The following is a 19,971-nucleotide window of genomic DNA, read 5'->3' as shown; positions in this document are numbered from 1 at the left end:
GACAGTAACGGATCTCCAGCCGGGACAAGCGCTACAGCGCAGCGAATTTATTGCGCAACAGTTGCCTCAGCGGCAATAAACCCGAGGCGTACTGCCGGTCATGCTTTTGAAGAAAGCAATGAAGGCACTGTCGCTGGCAAAGCCCAGTTCCAGCGCCACCTGGGACAGCGGTTGATGGATCGCCAACTGCTCTACCGCACGTACCAGCCGCCACTGCTGACGCCATTGCTGATATGACATACCAGTGTCACGGCGGATCAAACGGCCGATGGTTTTCTCACTGGCGCCGACCGTGCGAGCCAGTTCGTGCAGCGGCGGCGGCAACTGCTCAAGCCCCTCTACCAGGCTGGCCAGGCGTCGATCCCGGGGCAGCGGCAAACGCATCGGCTGCTGCCCGGCGGCCTGCAGTTCGGCGATGCACAGGCCGGCCAGATGCGCGGCGGCGCCTTGGCTCCAGTCGGTTGCGAACGGTGCCTCGGCCATGCGCTCGAGCAGTTCGCGCAACAGCGGATTGACGTCAAGGATCACCACTTCAGCAGGCAAATGCGGCCAGTGCCGGGGGTCCAGGTACACCGAGCGATAATCGACGGTCGCCCGCATCCGCGCCCGATGGGCTATGCCGGCGGGAATCCATGCCGCGCGGGTCGGCGGCAGCAGACAGAGCAGATCCGGCGCCTGGGCGTCGATGCGCACGCAGCCCTGGCGGGTGAACAGCACCTGCCCCATGCGGTGCTGATGGACGCCAGAATCGTGTTCGCCCAGGGCCGAGCAGATGCCGACGATGGGCGCGCCGAAGCGGTCCGGGTCGAAAGTGGCGGTGGGTTCCAGCCAGGCCATGCAGGTTGTCCGATATTCACTATTTTTAGACCAGACCGCGACAATACACCCATCGCCTGCCGTCTACCATGAGCGCCCTTTTTCTCACCGGGCGCTACTTATGACCCACCGCACCTGGCTGACCCTGGCCACGGCCCTGCTGATGTTCCCGCAGATCGCCGAAACCCTCTACAGCCCCGCCCTGGTGGATATCGGCCAGGGCTTCGGGGTAACGCCTGCGCAGGCGGCGCAAACCCTGTCGCTGTACTTCGCCGCCTTTGCCATTGGCGTGCTGGTCTGGGGTCGGCTGTGCGACCTCTGGGGCCGCCGCCCGACATTGCTTGCCGGCTTGCTGCTGTACGGCCTGGCATCGCTGGCAGCCTTGCTGGTCACAAGCTTCAGCGGCCTGCTCGCCGCGCGCATGGTTGCCGCCTTTGCCGCTGCGGTCGGTTCGGTGGTGACGCAAACCGCGCTGCGGGACGTGCATAGCGGTGCGGAACTGGCGCGGGTGTTTTCCCTGATCGGCGTTTTCCTGGCGGTCAGCCCGGCGATTGGCGTGCTCGGTGGATCGCTGCTGACCGAGGCTTTGGGTTACCGTGGCGTGCTGGCCGCGCAGTTGCTGCTGGCCCTGGCGTTGCTGTTATGGAGCTGGCGAACCATGCCGGAAACCCGCCCACAGGTACCCCATCGCGCCAGTTTGATCGGCACCTTGCGGCGCATGCTCGGTGATCGTCGGGTGTTGCTGGCGACGCTGCTGGTGGCGCTGTTCAACATCGGCGTGTTCAGTTGGTACAGCTTGGCGCCGTTCATTTTCCAGCGTTTGCAGCTGCAAAGTCTGTTTGGCTACAGCGGCGTGTTGCTGGCGCTGGGCTCGCTGCTTGGCGCGCGCCTCAATGCGCTATTGCTGGCGCGTGGTGTCAGCCAGGCAACGCTGCTCAATCTGGCGTGCGCAGTGAACCTGCTGGCAGCGCTGGCGATACTGCTGCTGGGCGAACATTGGCTGATCGCCGTGGCCATGGCCTTTATGCTCGGCGCCTTTGCCATGGCGATTCCGTTGGTGCTGGGCTCGGCGCTGGTTGAGTACGGGGATTGCCGGGGGACGGCGGGAGCGTTGTTTGGGTTGTTGTATTACGGGTTGATTGGCGCGGGCTTGGCGTTGGCCGGATGGGGGCAGGCACTGGGAGCAGTGCTGTGCTGCTGCTCCGTTTTCATTGCTGCCGTGAGCGCTTTCTACAGGTAACGGGCATAACTCAGTTGCTTCGTTGCCTGTCCAGTTCTGCCAGATTTGGCGGCAGTGGAATCCAGCTCTTGTCGATGCCCGCATTGACTAGACTGTCCCATTTATCGAGCAACTGTTTGGGGAAGCGGTGGTACTCGCTACGCTTCATCGCCGCGTCCCAGGCAACAGGAATCAGCGCCTGCAACCTTTGCACGTCATGGCCTCCACCCTCAGCGCCGGTATGGTTGTGAACCGCCAATCCCACAAGATAATCAAGCATGTTACCAGCGACGACGCCTTCGGCCTGCCTGTCATTGGCAGTGCTTTCCAGCCATGCGATCAGCTTGGCCTGACCAGCCTCCTGGTAAAAGGGTGACCTGGCATTGAACAAGCGCCACTGTCGTTGAATGGCCGCTGGCGAAGGGTCTTTGAACAACCGTTCGACGCCCATTGGGGCCTCGAACACCGTCAACAAATCCGATACCGCATCATCCTTGAGCAGGTTGGCGACACCTTCGAGTCGTGTCCTTTTATGCGAGTCATACAGGTACGCGATGCCACCGGCGAGCAACTTTTCCATCGCCCAATCGTATAGCCGTACACGATCACTGCACGTGGTTGCCGCTGCCGTCACCAGTGCGATTTCGCGCTGGTACTGCGCTTGCCTTGGCTGACCTTCATCACGCTCGCGCAGGGACAACAACCCGTCGATCAAACTGCAGCACAAACCGTAATGGCCAGAGACATCATGGAGCGCTGGGTGCGGCGTCTCCCCCCAGACGTGTTCAAGCAGTTTGAGCTGAACACCAAGGTACTGCAGTTGCTGGTCATAGACACGCTGATCAATCTGAGACGCCAGCTCACGCATGCCCTGGCAGTATGAATCAATCGTCAACCAGATCAGGTTCAAGGCAACCTCCGGCACTTCAGCCTGAGCGGCCTCCACCCCTTCTTCAAGAAGCAGATCGATTCGCTGGTCGTCGAAGTCAGCGGCCCACTCATTCAAGAAACGCCGATGCTCCTGAAGGGTGATACCCGGTTCCTGCGCCAGCAGCCCCATCTCGTACCGTGCACGTGCGGGATTAGTAAATTTTCGCAGATCGTGCAGGGCTGAAAACTGGTTTTTCAGCCGCACAAAAGCTGGCGCAAGATCAGGTACTGTTGCTCCCAGCGTCAGTTGAATGGCTTCACGCTCAAACGCCTCTCGCTCTTCATCGGTTTCGCCGCGCAACGACCGCCCACCCAGGCCCAGCAAGGACGGCTCCAGACGTTCGAGGGTTTTCGGGGCTTCATGCCTGATGATGGTCTGCAAAATGATTGCATCCCACGCGAGCTCGTCATCGCCGTGGCGACGCGCAACGGTTTTCAGTTGCCCCAGGTCACGGGTGATCGCTTTGACCAGACGAGGGTTGGCAGGAAACCACTGAGCCATTCGCGTGAACGCTGCCTCGGGAATAAAGGGGCAACATTCGCGAAATGCTCGCCACGCTAGGCGCCTGGCTTGCTCCTCAGTAGGCTCCGGCAGGGTAATGGAAATATCGATGATCTTCTCGAGAAAGCGTTGCCCATTCTCACCATAGGCGGCCGAGTACAGGCTCAGTGCTTTACTTACAACATCCAGGTCAAAGGCCAGGACGAAGGCGAAGCTCGGCCAGTCGAGCAACTCGCGCAACGCCAGCATTGCCTTGGGGATCGCGGTCGGGTCGGCGCGGTCAAGGTCATCGATGAACACCACGATGCGTGTGCGCTGGAGGTCAGCACATAGCGCTTCGAGCTCTTTGCGATTGAAGGCCAGCTTTGAACTCAGTAGCTGGCCCGTTTGCTCGGCAATCTGGGTGCCTTTGCTAACCATCGTCCCGGTAATAGGGTCCATAACTTGTGCAACTGACTTGCCAATCTCGGCAACATTGCCCAGTAGCCTGGCGATTCCACGCCCCAGATCCTTGAATGACTTGCCCGCCCAAGCACCTTTTTCAAGTTGCTCCAGCAACGCCTGATAGAACCGCTGGATCACCCCGTCACGGCCTTCGGCATCCCACGCTGAAAAGCGTACGACCACCCAGGTGATACCGTCCGGCTTGCTTTCATTGCGAATGCGCGCCTGCTCTTCAATGAAATTCAGCACGCTGGTCTTGCCGGAACCCCACTTGCCATACAGGCCGATACGCGTGGACCAGTTGTCCGGCGCCGATTCGATCGAGCGCAGCACCGAGCGGGCAATCGACCAGCGCTGCAGATCGTCATCCTGTTGCAGGCTGATCGCCGCATCATGGCCTTTGCCGCTACGCCGTGGGTTTGCTGGTGCTGTCATGTGGTGATCCATCGACCGTGAAGTTGAACCGGTCGGGAAGTTTATCCAACTGAGTTCGGTGCTGCACCTGAGCTTTCAAAATTGCGCCGTCCGCATCGCGGGGCAAGCCCGCTCCTGCCTCCTCGGTCAGGCATGCACCCAACGCCGATGCAGCCCCCGCGCCAACGCATCGAGCATAAAGCCCAGCACCCCGATCAGCAGCACCATCGCCATCAGCTCCGAATACGCCAGCCGATCACGGGTATCGAGGATGAAGTAGCCCAGCCCGGCACTCACCCCAAGCATCTCGCACGGCACCAGCACGATCCACAAGATGCCAATGGCCAGGCGCACGCCGGTCAGCACATGGCCAAGCACGCCGGGGATGATCACCTTGCACAGGGTCTCCCAGCGCGTCGCACTCAGGCTGCGGCTCAGTTGCAACCAGCGCGGGTCGAGCTGACGCACCCCCGCTGCGGTGTTGAGCAGGATCGGCCACAGCGCGGCAAAGGCCAGGAGGAAGTAGATCGGCTGATCGCCTACCCCCATCAGCATCACCACCACCGGCATCCACGACAGCGGCGAGATCATCCGCAAAAACTGGAACGCCGGGGTGGTTGCCGCTTCAAGGTGGCGATAACTGCCCACCAGCAAGCCCAATGGCACGCCGATCAGCAAGGCCAGCACCAAACCGATAAGGATGCGCTTGAGGCTGACCCAGATGTGCTCGTACACCTCGGCCTGGCCCAGCAGCTCGATCAGGCTGCCGAGCGTCGCCTGCGGTGAAAAACGCGCCGACAGGCCATCGGCCTCGCCAAACAGGTGCACGCCCAGCCACCAGAGCAATATCAAGCCGAACAGGCCGGCAACGCCCAGGGCGCCATGGATTGCATGCTTGCCCATCAGATCGCGAACTCCTCGCTACGCTCGAAGCTCTCGGGCAAGCCGAAGGCCTTGAGCCCGCCGACGGCGGCGATGCTGTTGCGGACGAAGCGGTCGTCGACCAGGTCGCGGGCGGTTTGTTGCGGGTCGAGGCCGGCGAGGAAGCCCTTGTCGCCTTCGATCAGGGTGTTCTGCAGGCGGCGCACCAGTTCTTCGGTGTAGCTGGGGAATGGATACGGCTGGAAGTCGATGCGTTTCTCGTCCCACTGCGCATGCTGGATCGCACCGCTGGCGATGTAGGCGTCACGGGCCGCTGCTGTCGGCGCCAGCACCTGGCTAAGCACCTGCGGGGTGTGCGGGGTGTACTTGTTCGGCCCGCTCCTGGACAGCAGTGCGGCGGCTTCGGCACGGTGGTCGCGGGTCCATAGCTGGGCCTTGACGATCGCATTGACCACCTTCTGCGACCACTCGGGGCGGTTGTTCAGGTCATGTTCGTGCATGAACACCACGCAGCAGGCATGGTTGCGCCAGATGTCGCCGGTAAAGCGCTGCACGCGGCCAACCTTGAGGTCTTCGGCCAAGGCGTTGAACGGCTCGGCAACGATGTAGCCGGCAATGCGCTTGCTGGCGAGCGCCGGCGGCATGTCCGACGGCGGCAGCACCACCAGGTTGACCTCGTTGGCCGCCAGCTGGGCAGTGGCGGCTTTGGACACCGGGGTCAGGCCGTGGTCGCGGAACAGCTGCTGCACCACCACGTTATGGATCGAGTACCAGAACGGAATGGCCACGGTCTGCCCGCCCAATTGCGTGACTTCGGTAATCCCCGGGGCCACGGTCAGGCCCGAGCCGCCGACGTGGTTCCAGGCCACCACCTTGGCCGGCACCTTGCTGGCGTAGCGCGCCCATACGGTCATCGGCGACAGCAGGTGAATGACGTTGACCTGCCCGGAGATGAACGCCTCGATCACCTGCGCCCAACTGCGCAACAGCACCGGCCGCTCGGCCTTTACCCCTTCAGCCTCGAACAGGCCATTGTTGTGCGCCACCAGCAGCGGCGTGGCGTCGGTGATCGGCAGGTAGCCGATGCGCACCGGCGCATCCGGGTCGCTGGCCGCCCGGGCCTGCAGGCTGCTGAGCAGCGGCATGGCGCCGCCGGCGGTGAGCAAGGCGCTGAGTTTGATGAAGTCACGACGAGTGTGGGTGAAGTCGTCCAGGCACATGGGCAGTCTCCGACGGCAGCGGCATAGGTTCAGAAGAAGGTTCGGGTGTGCGGCTGGCCCGCCGAAGGGTTTTGAGTATGTCGATGCGCAGCGCGCCCAGTTCCTCGACCCGCTGCTCGCGTGGTTGCGGCAGGTCGATGTGCCATTGACCAAGGGTGCGCGCCGGGTGGTTGCCCAGTAGTAGCACGCGATCAGACAACAGCAGGGCTTCGTCGATATCGTGAGTAATCAGGACGGCCGCGGTGTTGTGCCGGGCAATCAGTTGCAGCAGCAGTTGCTGCATGTCGGCGCGGGTCACTTCATCCAGGGCGCCGAAGGGTTCATCGAGCAACAGCACTTGTGGCTGGCGCGCCAGGCAGCGAGCCAGCGCAGTACGCTGGGCCATGCCGCCGGAAAGCTGCGCCGGGTACTGCTCGCGAGCGTGCTGCAGGCCGACCGCCTCGATGGCGTGGTCGATGCGTGCACGCCGTTCGCTGGCGGCAAGCGTGGGCTGGCGGGCGAAATCCAGACCGAAGGCGACGTTGCTTTCCAGGCTCAGCCAGGGCAGCAGGCTGGGGTCCTGGAAGGCCACCGCCAGGCGCGGGTGCGGGCCCTGCAGCGGCTCGCCGAGCAAGCTGACGCTGCCCGCGCGGGCCTGCTGCAAGCCGGCCAGCACCCGTAACAGGCTGGACTTGCCGACACCACTGGGGCCGAGAATGGTGATCACTTCACCCGGCGCCAGTTGCAGGTCGAAGTTTTCCAGCACGCTTTGCCAGCCTTGTTCACGCGGGTAGCCAAGGCTGATGCCACGGGCTTCGAGTAACACCTCGGTCATGCTGACGGCGCCTGGCGTTGCAGCTCGGCGCGCAGTTGCACCAGGCTCGGGGTAACGATCGGCACAAAGGCCGACTCGCGCCAGCGACGGGCGAAACCGGCGCCGTAAGCGGTGAGATAAGCCTTGCCGCCGCTGGCCTGCAACTCGAGCTGCACGGCGTCGGCAGCGGTTTCGGCCAAGGTGATGCGCAGCTTGAACAGGGCCGCGGGCTGGGCCAGGAAACGACCATCGAGCAGGCCCTTTTTCAACTCGCCCACGGTGTTTTCCAAGCGCTCGTGCAACACCTGCAGCGCCTCGCCAAGGAACGGGCGCATGCCCTGCAGGTGCCCTTCCACTTCGCTCAGCGAGCGCCGCGCCAGACCAATCGACATGCCGCATTGCAGGCCCAGGAATGACGGGCGCACCGCCGGCAGAAACTGCTTGGCGTTCTCGTGCAGCAGCCAGTCGCGGCTGATCGGCACCTGCTCGAAACCCAAGGCGGCGGTGTTGCTCGATTGCAGGCCCAGCAGTTGCAGGTCGTCGGAGCGGGTCAGCCCGGCAGCGTTGTCCGGAATGGCCAGTACGAATGGCGAGGCGCCCTCCTCTTCAATCGCCGCCGCCACCACGAAACCGCCCTTGCGCAGGTTGGTCACCCAGTGCAGACGCCCGGCCAGGGTCCAGCCCCGGTCGTCACGCAGGCCCTTGACCTGCAGCGCTTCGATACCCGAGAGGTACTTCATGGCGTTGGACAGCCCGGTGGCACCGGCCAGCTGGCCGCTGAGCAGGTCGGGTAACAGACGCTCGCGCAGCCCGCCGTTGGGGCTGTGCAGCAGGTATTCGATAAAAGCGCGCTGGCCCCAGAACACGAAGGCCGCCGCCAGGGAATGGCTGGCAACGTTGGCGACCGTCTCTACCGCGTCGGCGACCGTGCCGCCGCTGCCGCCCAGGGCTTCGTCGATACCGACGCGCAGCACCTGCGCCGCTGCCAGTTGCCCCAGCACCGCCTGCGGGTCGCCGTGGCCCTGGTCGAGGGCTTCGGCCTGGGCATCCAGCCACGCGACCAATGCGGGATCGAGCATAGCGTTTACTCCTTTAAAAATGCGCCAGCCTGCGCTGGCGCCGAGGGTTCGTTATGCCGAAGGCTGCCAGCGGTACTTGCTCAGCTCGTCATTGAGCGGCGTCTGGGCGAACACATTAGCAAAGTTGCACAGGGTTGCCAGGCTGACGCCGAGGATCACCTCCAGGGCATTGCCTTCGCTGTAGCCCGCTTCGCGGAACGCGCCATAACCCGCCTCACTGACATTGCCGCGGGTGGCGATCACTTCGCGGGTAAACGCCGCCAGCGCTTCAAGCTTGTCTTGCGGCAACTCGCCCTTGGCGCGCAGGGCATCGACCACCTCTTGCCCCAGCTTGGCCTTGTTCAGCGCCACGGCGGTGTGGCCGGCCACGCAGAAGTCGCAGCCGTGGTGGGTGGCGGCCACCAGTTGCACCACTTCACGCTCGGCCAGGCTCAGCTCGGCCTTGCCGTTGAGTGCAGACACAGTGACGTAGGTTTCCAGCGCCGCCGGGGCGTTGGCCAGCACGCCGAGCAGGTTGGGGATGAAGCCCGAGGCCTTCTGGGCGTTCTCCAGGTAAGGACGGGCGGCCTCAGGGGCGCTTTGCAGTGTATGGACAGTGACGCGCGACATTGGAGTGGACTCCTGCAGACTGGGGGTGTGCGACAAGTCTGTTGGTTATAAGAATTACCTGCCATATTCTGCAGTCGCTATTACTTGCTCCTGAGTCTTTTCATTAGATGATTTCGTCCAGCCCCGTAGTCGATTGGTTATTAGAAAGCCTTGAGCTAGACGCCAGCCTGTTCCATGTCGGGCGCTATTGCGGCGGCTGGCACGCCAGCACCCACGGCCTGGCGCGGGCCAGTTTCCACCTGATCGTCCAGGGTCATTGCTGGCTGCATATCGACGGCCAGGCCGAGGCCATTTGCCTGCAAGCCGGCGATGCGGTGTTCCTGCTGCGCGACTTCAACTATCGGCTGTCCAATGTTGCGGATTGCGAGCTGGCGCAACAGCAGCCGCGCCAGGCCATGCAGCCGCTGGACAGTGACGCCACCGACGGCGTGGGCCTGGTGTGCGGGTTCTTTCATTTTCAGCCGGGCCTGTCGTCGCTGATCATCGAAGGCCTCGACGACTGGATCATCCTGCGTGCCGGCGACCCGGCGCTGAGTGCGGCGCGGGCGTTGTTCGAGCTGATCCTGGCCGAATGCCAACGCCTGCCCGCGCCCTCCTCGGCCTTGCTCGAACGCCTGAGCCATCTGCTGTTCTTGTATGTACTGCGCCAGCGGGTCAGTGACGATCAGGGCATCAGCGGCCTGGTCGCGCTGGCGCGCCACGCCAACTTTGCCAGCCTGCTCGAGCAGTTGATCGAACATCCAGACCAGCCCTGGTCGCTGGAGAGCATGGCGGCCTGCACGGGGCTGTCGCGTTCGGCGTTCTTCAAGCGTTTCAGTGAGCTTGCCGGGCAATCACCCGGGCAGGTGCTGCTGGCCCTGCGCATGCGCCATGCCTGCCAGTTGCTCAAGGCCAACAACACCGTCGAGCAGGTGTGCGCGGCGGTGGGGTATCAGTCGATTGCTGCCTTCACCCGCGCCTTCAGCAAGGCCGTCGGGGTGCAGCCGGGGGCGTATCGGCGTCAGCATGAAGGGCGCTGAACGTGTTGAAAGGGGTGCAGCGCACTGCCTGCACCCCTTGCTTGCGTTATGAACTGATGCCCGGCCTGGCCGAGGTGACGAGGGTGCGGATGACATCCTGGCTTTCAGGGTCCTGCACGGTGATCGTGGTATTGGTGAAGTAGTCGATCACGATGGTTTCTTTGCTGGTGATGACATTCGACAGTTTGCCGGCACTCATGACGTTGTTGATATCCAGTGCCCAGAAGTGATGCCCCTGATACGTCGGGTTGTAATTGACCGCCGTTACCCCCGCCAGGGTTATTTGATACTCAACTTCTACCGTCAGTACCCCCTTGCTGGCCGACAGTATCGCCTCTACGGTCTGCCCGGGTTGCAAGGTCAGGGTCACTCCGGCGCTCGAACCCAGGGTTACCGACTCACTTTGCGAACCGCCCTGCTCCCAGGTCTGGGTGAAACTCAAGGCGGTTTCGCCCTGGGCGCCGGCGCCGAGGAACGAGATCCCGTAGGAAATCGTCTGGCTGATGCCGACTTCCGACGAGCTCGACCAGTTGCTTTCCGCGGTGACCGTCACCTCCTGGGTGACCCCGCAGTTGAACTCCGCCGGCACCGAGGAGTGGTTGGTGAAAGTATTGGTATTGAGGGCAATCGGGTTCGAGGTTTCCGAGACAATCCTTGCGCTCACCACCGACAGCGTGGCTTGTACCTGCGGCCAGTTGTAGGTCTGGTACAGATCACCCCAGGGCGTGGGGCTGCAAACGTAAGCGTCATTGGGCGAGCGGCCAAAATAGGCAGACACCGCCGCTTTCAACGACCCATCCTGGATGTTGAACAAGGTTCGCTCGGTGTCGGTGATAACGTTCTGGACCGTGCCCGTGGCAATGACGGTTGACGCGGATGAAGATTGCCCAGCATTGATCGCGATACTAATAGCCATGACGACATCCTTGTTGAATGAGGGAGAGCAGAAAGTCGTTCAACTTCCAGCCTTCGGCGACGACATGCCGCCGAAGCCCTAACGCTAGCCCAGGGGTGGCACACAGCCAGTACCCATTGTTCATAAGCAATTGCGCTGATGTAGCGAATTATCTGCGCTGGCCGATAAGCCGCCGCCGACGAAATCACCGTTCGGTAATCGAACACAAGCCGCCCCTGCCCCCTCAAGTCCGCCTGCCATTACTCCGATAGCAGACCACCCACCGCCGCTCCAGCGGCAAAGAGTGGCGCTGATAACAACTCGAGGAGTACTGCCCGCATGTTCGCCGACCTGAAAATCCGCACCGGTATGTTCTGGGTGCTGTCGCTGTTCAGCCTGACCTTGCTGTTCTCCACCGTCAGCGCCTGGCGCGCGGCGGTGGGCAGCGACCAGCAGATCACCGAGCTGGACCAGACCGCGCACCAGTCGGACCGCCTGAACAACGCGCTGCTGATGGCGATCCGCGCCAGCGCCAACGTCTCCTCGGGCTTTATCGAACAGACCGGTGGCCACAGCGAGAGCGCCAACAAACGCCTGAAGCTCTCGGAAGAACTGCTGGGCAACAGCGCGCAGCTGATCAATGCGCTGGTCAGCAATGCCCAGGAGCCGACATACAAAGCCCTCGCCGTGGAGCTGCAAAGCACCTTCGCCGACTACGCCAAGGCCGTGGCCGGGCAACGTGAAGCCACCCGGCACAACGACTTGCAGCACTACTTCAGGGTCAACACCGACGCAGGCAACGCCATGGGCCGCCTGCAGGCGCTGCGGCAAAAACTGGTGGCGGCGCTGAACGAGCGCAGCCAGCAGATCATGCTCGAATCTGACCGGCGCCTGAGCAGTGCCCAGCTGCTGAGCGTGGCGCTGGGGCTGCTGACCTTGCTGCTGGCCGCCCTTTGCTGGAGCTTTATCGCCCAGCGCGTGCTGCGCCCGCTGCGTGACGCCGGTCAGCACTTCCAGCGCATCGCCGGCGGCGACTTGAGCGTGCCGGTAGCGGTGCACAGCAGCAACGAGATCGGCCAGCTGTTCAGCGAACTGCAGCGCATGCAGCACAGCCAGCGCGACACCCTGGGGCAAATCACCGGCTGCGCGACGCAACTGGCCGAGGCCGCCGGGGCGCTCAACGGCATTACCGAACAGAGTTCCCACAGCTTGCGCCAGCAAGACCAGGAGCTGGAACAGGCCGCCACCGCCGTCACCGAAATGACCACCGCCGTGGAAGAAGTGGCGCGCAATGCGGTGTCCACCTCGCAAGCGGCCAGCGCCTCCAACGAACTGGCCGAACAGAGCCGCCGCCAGGTCAGCGACAACCTCGACGGTACCCAGGCCATGGCCCGTGAAGTGCAGACCAGCAGCGAGCACCTGGAACAACTGGCCGGGCAGATTCGCGACATCGGCCAGGTGCTGGAAGTGATCCGCTCGGTATCGGAACAGACCAACCTGCTGGCGCTGAATGCCGCCATCGAAGCGGCCCGTGCCGGTGAAGCCGGGCGTGGCTTTGCCGTGGTCGCCGACGAGGTACGCACCCTCGCCTACCGCACCCAGCAATCGACCCAGGAAATCGAGCAGATGATCGGCCGCGTGCAGCATGGTACTGAGGCGGCGGTGGCATCGATGCACGCCAGCACCCAGCGGGCGCAGTCGACCCTGGGCATTACCCAGGCGTCGGGGCAGGTGCTGGAGGGGATCTACAGCGCGATCGGCGAGATCAACGAGCGCAACCTGGTAATTGCCAGCGCTGCGGAGGAGCAGGCGCAGGTGGCGCGGGAGGTGGATCGTAATCTGCTGAACATTCGCGAACTGTCGACTCGCTCGGCGGCCGGGGCCCGGGAAACCCGCGAGGCCAGCCAGGCGTTGGCGGGGCTGGCCGGGCAGCTGACGGCGCTGGTGGCGCGGTTCAGGGTGTAATCAAAAGCAGCAAGGCTTTGCCTTGCATCGCTGGCAAGCCAGCTCCCACAGGGTCAGCGTTCACAGTTCCCTGTGGGAGCTGGCCTTGCCGGCGATGGGCTGCAAAGCAGCCCAAAAACCTCAAGCTTCCACCAGAATCCTGAACCCGCCAAAAATCAGCCGCATGCCATCAAACGGCATCGGATTCTGGTCCGGCTGCAAGCGCGGGTCTTCCATCATTTTCTGCATCCCGGCATCGCGCACCTCGCGTGACGGCCAGAGGATCCAGGAGAACACCACCGTCTCGTCATCCTTGAGCTTCACGGCCATGGGGAACGAGGTGATCTTGCCGTCCGGCACATCATCGCCCCAGCACTCGACGACCTTCAGGGCGCCGCATTCCTTGAACACCACGGCGGCCTCTTCGGCGTGTTGCTTGAAAGCGTCGCGGTTGGCGGTGGGGACTGCGAGAACGAAACCATCTACATAAGACATGGGGGAACTCCTGCACGTGGTGTGTGCAGGATGGTCGATTGGGCCGGGGGTGGATCGACAGGCTTGCACGCAAGCCCGACCGATGGTCATCGCACCCTGTGGGAGCTGGCTTGCCAGCGATGAGGCCGGCAGCCCCGGCTCAAAACCGCGTAGTCGCACTCACCCCGAAGGTACGCCGATCCCCGCGCGCATCCCAGGCAATATCGAACGGCAACGGCACGCTGTCGGTCTTGTACTGCTTGTCGGTCAGGTTGTTCACATACGCCGTCAGATCCAGGTCATAGCGCCCGCCCAGATGATAGGTCGCACTGGCATTGCCCAAGGTATAGCCGCCTTGGGAAACGCTGTGATCCTGCTGCGCCGTCGGCAGGAAGAAGATCCGGCTCTGATAGCGCCAGTCGGTGCCCAAGCGCACTTCATCACCATTCTCCAGCGGTATCCGGTAACTGCCGCCCACCGCCAGGGTCCGCGACGGCGAGCGGGCAATGCGGTTACCCGAATAATCCACCCCGCCCGACTCGAAATCCTGCAACTCTGTATGCAGCAAGCCCAGCGAGCCATGCAGCTCCAGGTTGCTGAACGGCAACGCCTGCAGCTCGAACTCCGCGCCGCGAATCACCCCCTGGCCGCTGTTGGTCAGCAGCGACACCACCTGGCCGTCACGCACCGACACGGCGTTGACCTGGATGTCCGAGTAGTCGTAGTAGAACACGTTGGCATTGGCGATCAGGCGTTCGTCGAACCACTCGCTCTTGACCCCCAGTTCATAGGCATCGACGTTCTCCGGCGCCACCACCGAGGCCTCCGCCTGCACCTGCGCACCGCCGCTGAAACCACCGGAACGAAAACCCTTGGCATAACGGAAATACACCCGCGCGTTGTCGTTGAGCTGGTACTCGGGGGTGAAGTCGTAGGTGAGCTTGTTCCAGGTGCGTTTTTCATCCTGCTCGACGCGGGTCACCAGGTCGCCGGTGTAGTTTTTCCACCAGTCGCGCTCGCTGTTGTAGCTGACCGCATCGGCATCTGGTGCGGCTACGCGGTGCAGGTCGATGTCCTTGGTTTCGCGGGTCCAGCGCAGGCCGGCGGTGAGGCTCAGGTTGTCGGTGGCCTGCCAGGTGCTGCTGCCGAACACCGCGAAGCTGTCGGTGCTCTGGTCGATATCGGTACGGCCATAGTCAGCCACGCCAAAGGCCTGGTTGTAGGGCTTGGGCAACAGCCCGTTGTCGTTGCGGCTGTCGAGCTGTTCATGGAACAGGTGGGTGCCGACGATCCAGCTGATTGGCTGGTTTTTCGCCGAAGACAAGCGCAGCTCCTGGGACACCTGCTTCCAGCGGTCATCGTTAAAGCCACGGCCGAATTCGTAGAGGCTCATGTTCGGGCTTTCGGCTTTTTCGTGGATATCGTCGAAGGCGGTGATCGAGTCCAGTTGCAGGTCGCCCAGATCCCACTTCAGTGCCAACTGCACACCGTTGTGCTCGATGCGGTCTTCGGCTTTACCGGTAAAGGCGGCCTCGTCGGTACCCGGCTTCGGCGCCGGGCCGAACAGCGTATTGCCCCCCGGCCCCGAACCCCAGGCGCGGGTGGCAATGCCCTGCCCTTTGTAGTCACGGCCATGCAGTTGCAGGGTGGCCTGCAGGTCATCGTTGATCTGCGCCAGCAATTGCAGGCGCAGGGCCTGGTCGTGGATGTCGCCAACGGTATGGCCATCGACCTGGTTCTCCAGTTGGCCATCGGCGCTCTGGTCGACAAACGCCACCCGTGCGGCCAGCTTGTTGTCGATCAGCGTATCGCCATAGGCGCCTTCGTACAGGCGCGAATTGTAGTTGCCCAGGTCGAGTTTGAAGTAACCGTTGGCTTTCTCGAAATCCGGCTTGCGCGAAACGAAGTTGATCGCCCCGCCCGTGGTGTTCTTGCCCCACAGCGTGCCCTGCGGCCCGCGCAGCACCTCGACGCGCTCCATGTCATAGAGCGGAAAACCGGTAGCCACGTGGGGGTCGATGTACACGTCATCGGTGTAGATGCCCACCGGGTAAACCGTGGTCGACGCCATGTCCCCCGAGCCCATGCCACGAATGTACCAGCGCGGCCGCTGGTGCCCGGCGAACTCCGGGGCGATGGCGTTGGGCACGTTCTGCAGGGCCTTGCCGGCACTGAAGCCGCCACCGCTGTCGGCGATCTGCTTGGCGCTGACCACGGAGATGGCCGAGGGCACATCCTGCACCGACTCTTCGCGCTTTTGCGCGGTGACGGTGATGGTCGGCAGGGCTGCGGGCGTGGGGTCGGCGGCGAAGCTGGGTAGCGTGGGTAAAGCGGCGGCAATGGCTAGTAACAGGGGCAAGCGGGCGAAGGGAGCGGTCATGAACGTCGATGTTCCACGAAGGGGAAAGAGACGGGGGGCTTCGCAATGGTTGTGCCAGGTGGGTAGTGATTTGATTTGTATAGTTTTTTTGACTGATTTCGTGGCCGAGTGTTGCGGGATCAGCAATGGCGCAGCATTCGTTGCGGGGAGATCAGCAATTGACTTGCTACAAGGTCCACTGTGGGAGCGGGCTTGAGCCGCGATCGAGCGCAAGGGGGAGTACCGGATTAACTGTATGCAAGCTTCAGAGCTCAGCCTACCGCTCGCTCCAACCCTAGGCTCAATTATCTGTCCCAGCACACCTGTGGGAGCTGGGCTTGCCAGCGATGCAAGGCAGAGCCTTGCCAAAACCACTCAACGTCATTTCCATAGCTGAATGCTAACTAGGTCTGACACATGGCAACGGCTAACCCGAAGCAATTTGTCACAGGAATCCCCCTGAGCCCTCACCCGTCCGTCTGCATTCGCCGAAAGAGTGATGGCAATTCAATACCACAAAAAGTAGGATCCAATTTCAGTGCAGCCTGACTGCGCAGCAGTCAACTGCCTAAGTAACGAGAGTTATACCGCCTGATTACAAAGTAAGAATGAACAATGCAAACGTGCACAGCTCACTAACTCTAACCCTGTGCAACCCGAGCCCATGCTTGCATCTAAAAGCAAAACGAAAACAATTTCAAACCACATAGCGACACCACCGACCACCTGAAGAGAAGAAACAATGAACAACTATTTCCATAGTACAATTTCAAAAATATATGGTGATGATGACGACTTTATCGTAATTGGACTAACCGGCCGAACAGGAAGTGGATGCTCCACCGTAGCAAACATCCTATCCAAAAACCGAGTCGACATAAAACATTCTCTTTACACAGGAAACAACCCTTCAAGCAATATCGAACGAAAGCAAAAAGTCATATTTAAGTGCTTTGAAAAGAACTGGACACCGTTCATAACCATACAAGCAAGCACAATTTTGATGCTGATGCTTGCGGAGCTTAGCATTGAAAAATCTTCAACTTTCATTGGAGGATCACCAGGAATTGATGCTGACACAAAAGAAAAAATTAATCAGATCCTAAAAATAATCCGAGACGAACCACTATGCAAACAAGACATTGAAGCACAGCGGTATTTTTACACAAAGTTTCTTCCCGAAAAGAACTCAGAAATCAAGAAAGCCTTAGGAAGCGCAGTTTATGTTAATTTATTTCAAACTCTAGGGAAAAATTTGCGTGACTCAGGAAAAATCGACTCTAGCAAAATCGAAAGCGGCAGCTTTTTTTCTTTGGCTGACAGAATTAATAAAATCATAAAAGAAATTCGAGATGCTAGAAGCCCCGGAGACAAAACATTTATTGTTATAGATGCAATCAGGAACCCATACGAGGCCATCTACTTCCAAGACCGGTATTCATCTTTTTATCTAATAGCCGTCTCATGCAATGATAACCAGCGAAAAAGACGCTTACGCGCTCTCGGATACATAGATAAAGAAATAGAAAAAATCGACACCGAAGAATATGGCGACCTTAAAGCTACCGACCGAAAAACCTATGTCAAACAGGACATACAAGCTTGTTTGCAACGTGCAGACCTACATATTAGCAACCCTGACGCCGGCAATGCAGTCTCGCACTTCAATGGCCTAGCCGATCAAATCATTACATTTGTTACGCTGATGATCCGACCTGGAATAGTCACACCTACACCTTTAGAAAGGTGCATGCAAATCGCATACACCGCAAAACTGAACTCCGGATGTATCTCCAGGCAAGTTGGAGCAGTCGTAACTGATGTGAACTTTTCAGTTCAGGCCGTTGGCTGGAACGATACTCCATACGGCCAAGTTCCGTGCAGCCTCCGCAATAGATTTGACTTAGTCAATGGATTTGACCAAAACGCATACTCTGAATACGAAAAATCCAACACGGAATATATTGCACACTTTAGCGCAAACAATGATCAATTCTTAAAGGTCTCCGAAACTGGCAGGAACATCTCTTACTGCTTTAAAGATGAATACCGAGGATTGACAGGCGACAAAAACCAAGTCCACACCAGGTCATTACATGCAGAGGAAAATGCATTCCTTCAAATATCAAAATATGGCGGGCGTGGTGTAGAACATGGAAAACTCTTTACAACTGCCAGCCCTTGCGAGCTATGTTCAAAAAAAGCTTACCAATTGGGAATCAGAGAGATATATTACATCGACCCCTATCCAGGCATTGCAATGAGCCATATCTTAATGGGCGGAAGCAATAACCCTGAGCTTATTATTTTTTCTGGCGCCATCGGAAAAGCCTTTCACAACTTATACTCCCCCAAAATGTCTTACAAAGACGAACTCAATGCTCTCATCACCTCACCAACCTAGCCTATAACCCAATCACATAACCCCTATTAGGGATGTCATGAATATTAAATCATGACATCCCAACAACATCATTAACCTATACGACACAAAATCAAGAAAGGTCTGAAGCAATAAAATTTAAGGTCCTACTAGGGACATATGGTGATTTTCTTACTCATAAAACACCCCTTGAAAACCATCTTCAATCCCGCTAACCTCACTCCGTCGCTGTAAATCCAGCGACCGGGTTTGGTAGCCCGGCTGAAAATCAAGGCGCACAAGCGTCCTATCCGAGTAGTTGGCGCTTTTTTTGTGCCCGCTGTTTCGAGTTATGGCGGCTGTGCGCGGGGCGCCTTCGTGCGCGCCGGGTTCCTTGATTCCCGGTCTACCAACCTGCGTACAGTCGCCACCCTTCGTTTGGTAGCGTTGTGTGGCGGCTCCGATTTACCAATCAAGGAGCACAACAATGACAAAGCCCGTCCCCGATCCACCCCTCGTCACCAAAACCGCCACCACCTTCGGCTCCTGCAACGGCAGCCACGCTCCACTGTTCGCTGTGCGCACGGGTGCTTCAGCCGAAGACGCCCTGGTGCATGCCACCGTTCTGCTCAAAAGCGCCTACCAGACCAACGCCCAGGCCTGTGAAAAGGTCGACCCTGACGTACGCGGTCTGCTCTGGGCCACTCAGCACTCGCTGGAAATGAGCATTGCGCTGGTCGAGGCTTGCCTGGATGAAGTCGAGGCCCACGCCATGACTGCAGCCTTGCAGCGGCGCGCTAAACAGCTGGATCAAGCTTCGGTCAAGTAAACGCCGAGGACCAAACCCGGGCCGCCGACGCGGCCCATCGAGCGAATGCTCATCCCCGTGAAAAACACACTTTGAGCAAACACGGCTAGGCACTGCCACGCGGGTATAGTCGATTCTATGCCGACCGTACTTCCAAGAGCCTCCAGCCGTGCCCGACCTGCCGCCCAACGCCGCCTACACCCAGCGCTTCAGCGCTGTGCTCGCCTACATCGACGCCAACCTCGAAGGTGATCTGTCGGTAAAAATCCTGAGCCAGGTGGCGAACTTTTCGGTGTTTCATTTTCATCGCCAGTTCACGGCGTATGTCGGGGTGCCGGTCTCGCGCTATGTGCAGTTGATGCGCTTGCGCCTGGCGGCGCATCGTTTGGCTGCCAATGCCGATCACTCGGTGCTGGAGGCTGCCCTGGCGGCAGGTTTCGAAAGCCCCGAGGCGTTCAGCCGGGCGTTTCGGCGGGCGCTGGGCAGGTCGCCGAGTGCCTTTCGCCGGCAGCCGGACTGGCAGGCCTGGAATGCGGTGTTCGATATCCCTCACTTTTCCAGGAGCGTCATCATGCAGGTTCGTATTGTGGAGTTTGCTCAAACCCGGGTCGCGGCGCTGGAGCACCGCGGGCCGGCCGCGCAGGTCAACGAGAGCGTGAGTCAGTTCATCGCCTGGCGCATGGCCAGCGGGCAGTCGCCGGTGGCGTCGAGCCGTACCTTTGGCATTCCCTATGGCAACCCCGACACCACGCCGGCGGAGGATTTTCGTTTTGCCATTTGTGGTGAGATTGATGAGGCGGTGGCGGCGAATGAATTCGGCGTGCACGAACGGCTGATTGCTGGCGGGCGTTATGCGCTGGTGCGGCATGTGGGTTCGCCGGACCATATTGGTGAATCCATCTATCCGCTGTATCGCGACTGGTTGCCGGACAGTGGCGAGGAGCTGCGCGATCAGCCACTGTTTTTTCATTACCTGAGTGCTTATCCGCAAACGCCACAGGAGCAGTGGCAGACGGATATTTATGTGCCGTTGCGGTAGTCGGCGTCTTGGGGCTACTGCGTAGCCCATCGCCGGCAAGTCCGGCTCCCACAGTGGATCTGTGTACACCGGACCTGTGGGAGCTGGCCTTGCCAGCGATCGAGCGCGAAGCGGTCGCAATCCAGACACCACCTGATGTGCTGGCTGTACCGGCCTCATCGCT

At 60.4% G+C, this 19,971-nt stretch carries 16 protein-coding genes; 6 read left to right on the top strand and 10 right to left on the bottom strand.

Features of this window, described 5'->3' with window-relative positions; all coding sequences use genetic code 11:
* Window positions 1–66 precede the first annotated feature (66 nt).
* Complete coding sequence (locus tag ABM562_RS20455; RefSeq protein ID WP_115087289.1) at window positions 67–837, bottom strand: AraC family transcriptional regulator; 771 nt, start codon at window positions 835–837, stop codon at window positions 67–69.
* A 100-nt stretch (window positions 838–937) separates the two neighbouring features.
* On the opposite strand from ABM562_RS20455, the gene ABM562_RS20450 reads away from it, so the two are divergent.
* Window positions 938–2,056 (top strand): MFS transporter, encoded by a 1,119-nt coding sequence (locus tag ABM562_RS20450; RefSeq protein WP_460423129.1) that lies wholly within the window; start codon window positions 938–940, stop codon window positions 2,054–2,056.
* 10 nt (window positions 2,057–2,066) lie between these two features.
* On the opposite strand, the gene ABM562_RS20445 is transcribed toward ABM562_RS20450, so the two are convergent.
* The 6 genes from ABM562_RS20445 to ABM562_RS20420 all read right to left on the bottom strand — a co-directional run bounded on the left by ABM562_RS20445 (window position 2,067) and on the right by ABM562_RS20420 (window position 8,908).
* Window positions 2,067–4,346, bottom strand: a complete 2,280-nt coding sequence (locus tag ABM562_RS20445) for a KAP family P-loop NTPase fold protein (protein ID WP_460423127.1) — start codon at window positions 4,344–4,346, stop codon at window positions 2,067–2,069.
* Between the two features lie 126 nt (window positions 4,347–4,472).
* Complete coding sequence (locus tag ABM562_RS20440) at window positions 4,473–5,228, bottom strand: ABC transporter permease (protein WP_258579115.1); 756 nt, start codon at window positions 5,226–5,228, stop codon at window positions 4,473–4,475.
* Window positions 5,228–6,427 carry an ABC transporter substrate-binding protein gene (locus tag ABM562_RS20435; protein ID WP_134062297.1) on the bottom strand — a complete coding sequence of 400 codons (1,200 nt, stop codon included), beginning with the start codon at window positions 6,425–6,427 and terminating at the stop codon, window positions 5,228–5,230. The genes ABM562_RS20440 and ABM562_RS20435 overlap by 1 nt, the downstream gene beginning before the upstream one ends.
* Window positions 6,393–7,241: an ABC transporter ATP-binding protein gene (locus ABM562_RS20430; RefSeq protein WP_115087299.1), complete on the bottom strand. Its 849-nt coding sequence runs from the start codon at window positions 7,239–7,241 to the stop codon at window positions 6,393–6,395. The genes ABM562_RS20435 and ABM562_RS20430 overlap by 35 nt, the downstream gene beginning before the upstream one ends.
* On the bottom strand, window positions 7,238–8,299 hold the full coding sequence (locus ABM562_RS20425; RefSeq protein ID WP_134062295.1) for an acyl-CoA dehydrogenase family protein: 1,062 nt from the start codon (window positions 8,297–8,299) through the stop codon (window positions 7,238–7,240). Before ABM562_RS20425 ends, ABM562_RS20430 begins: the two co-directional genes overlap by 4 nt.
* Before the next feature lie 51 nt (window positions 8,300–8,350).
* Entirely contained in the window at window positions 8,351–8,908 is a 558-nt protein-coding gene (locus ABM562_RS20420; protein WP_134062293.1) for a carboxymuconolactone decarboxylase family protein, read from the bottom strand.
* Between the two features lie 107 nt (window positions 8,909–9,015).
* Between ABM562_RS20420 and ABM562_RS20415 the strand changes: the two genes are divergently transcribed.
* Window positions 9,016–9,927 carry an AraC family transcriptional regulator gene (locus tag ABM562_RS20415; protein WP_115087305.1) on the top strand — a complete coding sequence of 304 codons (912 nt, stop codon included), beginning with the start codon at window positions 9,016–9,018 and terminating at the stop codon, window positions 9,925–9,927.
* 46 nt (window positions 9,928–9,973) lie between these two features.
* Here ABM562_RS20415 and ABM562_RS20410 read toward each other — a convergent pair whose 3' ends face one another.
* Window positions 9,974–10,843, bottom strand: coding sequence for a follicular epithelium yolk protein subunit (locus tag ABM562_RS20410; protein ID WP_134062291.1), 870 nt, complete (start codon window positions 10,841–10,843; stop codon window positions 9,974–9,976).
* A 318-nt stretch (window positions 10,844–11,161) separates the two neighbouring features.
* On the opposite strand from ABM562_RS20410, the gene ABM562_RS20405 reads away from it, so the two are divergent.
* The gene (locus ABM562_RS20405) at window positions 11,162–12,787 is read left to right on the top strand and encodes a methyl-accepting chemotaxis protein (protein WP_460423123.1); all 1,626 of its coding nucleotides are present in this window, start codon (window positions 11,162–11,164) and stop codon (window positions 12,785–12,787) included.
* 120 nt (window positions 12,788–12,907) lie between these two features.
* Here the strand turns inward: ABM562_RS20405 and ABM562_RS20400 are convergent, their stop codons facing one another.
* Both ABM562_RS20400 and ABM562_RS20395 read right to left on the bottom strand, forming a co-directional pair.
* Entirely contained in the window at window positions 12,908–13,261 is a 354-nt protein-coding gene (locus ABM562_RS20400) for a DUF1428 domain-containing protein (protein WP_115087311.1), read from the bottom strand.
* Window positions 13,262–13,400: 139 nt separating this feature from the next.
* The gene (locus ABM562_RS20395; RefSeq protein WP_460423121.1) at window positions 13,401–15,620 is read right to left on the bottom strand and encodes a TonB-dependent receptor; all 2,220 of its coding nucleotides are present in this window, start codon (window positions 15,618–15,620) and stop codon (window positions 13,401–13,403) included.
* 721 nt (window positions 15,621–16,341) lie between these two features.
* Here ABM562_RS20395 and ABM562_RS20390 point away from each other — a divergent pair.
* From ABM562_RS20390 to ABM562_RS20380, 3 genes are all read left to right on the top strand, one after another.
* A complete protein-coding gene (locus ABM562_RS20390; RefSeq protein WP_460423119.1) occupies window positions 16,342–18,003 on the top strand; it encodes a hypothetical protein in 1,662 nt (553 codons plus the stop codon).
* Between the two features lie 445 nt (window positions 18,004–18,448).
* Entirely contained in the window at window positions 18,449–18,790 is a 342-nt protein-coding gene (locus tag ABM562_RS20385) for a DUF6124 family protein (RefSeq protein WP_460423118.1), read from the top strand.
* Between the two features lie 148 nt (window positions 18,791–18,938).
* Window positions 18,939–19,808 (top strand): AraC family transcriptional regulator, encoded by an 870-nt coding sequence (locus tag ABM562_RS20380; RefSeq protein WP_346617893.1) that lies wholly within the window; start codon window positions 18,939–18,941, stop codon window positions 19,806–19,808.
* Window positions 19,809–19,971: the final 163 nt, after the last annotated feature.

This window comes from Pseudomonas sp. ZL2 (genome assembly GCF_054788455.1).
Note: the sequence above shows the minus strand (reverse complement) of the source record. Positions and strands in the feature narration are given on the sequence as shown.

Excerpts from the sequence above, each read along its gene's own strand:
- ABM562_RS20455 (WP_115087289.1), bottom strand. The coding sequence starts at position 837 with ATGGCCTGGCTGGAACCCACCGCCACTTTCGACCCGGACCGCTTCGGC.
- ABM562_RS20450 (WP_460423129.1), top strand. The coding sequence starts at position 938 with ATGACCCACCGCACCTGGCTGACCCTGGCCACGGCCCTGCTGATGTTC.
- ABM562_RS20445 (WP_460423127.1), bottom strand. The coding sequence starts at position 4,346 with ATGACAGCACCAGCAAACCCACGGCGTAGCGGCAAAGGCCATGATGCG.
- ABM562_RS20440 (WP_258579115.1), bottom strand. The coding sequence starts at position 5,228 with ATGGGCAAGCATGCAATCCATGGCGCCCTGGGCGTTGCCGGCCTGTTC.
- ABM562_RS20435 (WP_134062297.1), bottom strand. The coding sequence starts at position 6,427 with ATGTGCCTGGACGACTTCACCCACACTCGTCGTGACTTCATCAAACTC.
- ABM562_RS20430 (WP_115087299.1), bottom strand. The coding sequence starts at position 7,241 with ATGACCGAGGTGTTACTCGAAGCCCGTGGCATCAGCCTTGGCTACCCG.
- ABM562_RS20425 (WP_134062295.1), bottom strand. The coding sequence starts at position 8,299 with ATGCTCGATCCCGCATTGGTCGCGTGGCTGGATGCCCAGGCCGAAGCC.
- ABM562_RS20420 (WP_134062293.1), bottom strand. The coding sequence starts at position 8,908 with ATGTCGCGCGTCACTGTCCATACACTGCAAAGCGCCCCTGAGGCCGCC.
- ABM562_RS20415 (WP_115087305.1), top strand. The coding sequence starts at position 9,016 with ATGATTTCGTCCAGCCCCGTAGTCGATTGGTTATTAGAAAGCCTTGAG.
- ABM562_RS20410 (WP_134062291.1), bottom strand. The coding sequence starts at position 10,843 with ATGGCTATTAGTATCGCGATCAATGCTGGGCAATCTTCATCCGCGTCA.
- ABM562_RS20405 (WP_460423123.1), top strand. The coding sequence starts at position 11,162 with ATGTTCGCCGACCTGAAAATCCGCACCGGTATGTTCTGGGTGCTGTCG.
- ABM562_RS20400 (WP_115087311.1), bottom strand. The coding sequence starts at position 13,261 with ATGTCTTATGTAGATGGTTTCGTTCTCGCAGTCCCCACCGCCAACCGC.
- ABM562_RS20395 (WP_460423121.1), bottom strand. The coding sequence starts at position 15,620 with ATGACCGCTCCCTTCGCCCGCTTGCCCCTGTTACTAGCCATTGCCGCC.
- ABM562_RS20390 (WP_460423119.1), top strand. The coding sequence starts at position 16,342 with ATGAACAACTATTTCCATAGTACAATTTCAAAAATATATGGTGATGAT.
- ABM562_RS20385 (WP_460423118.1), top strand. The coding sequence starts at position 18,449 with ATGACAAAGCCCGTCCCCGATCCACCCCTCGTCACCAAAACCGCCACC.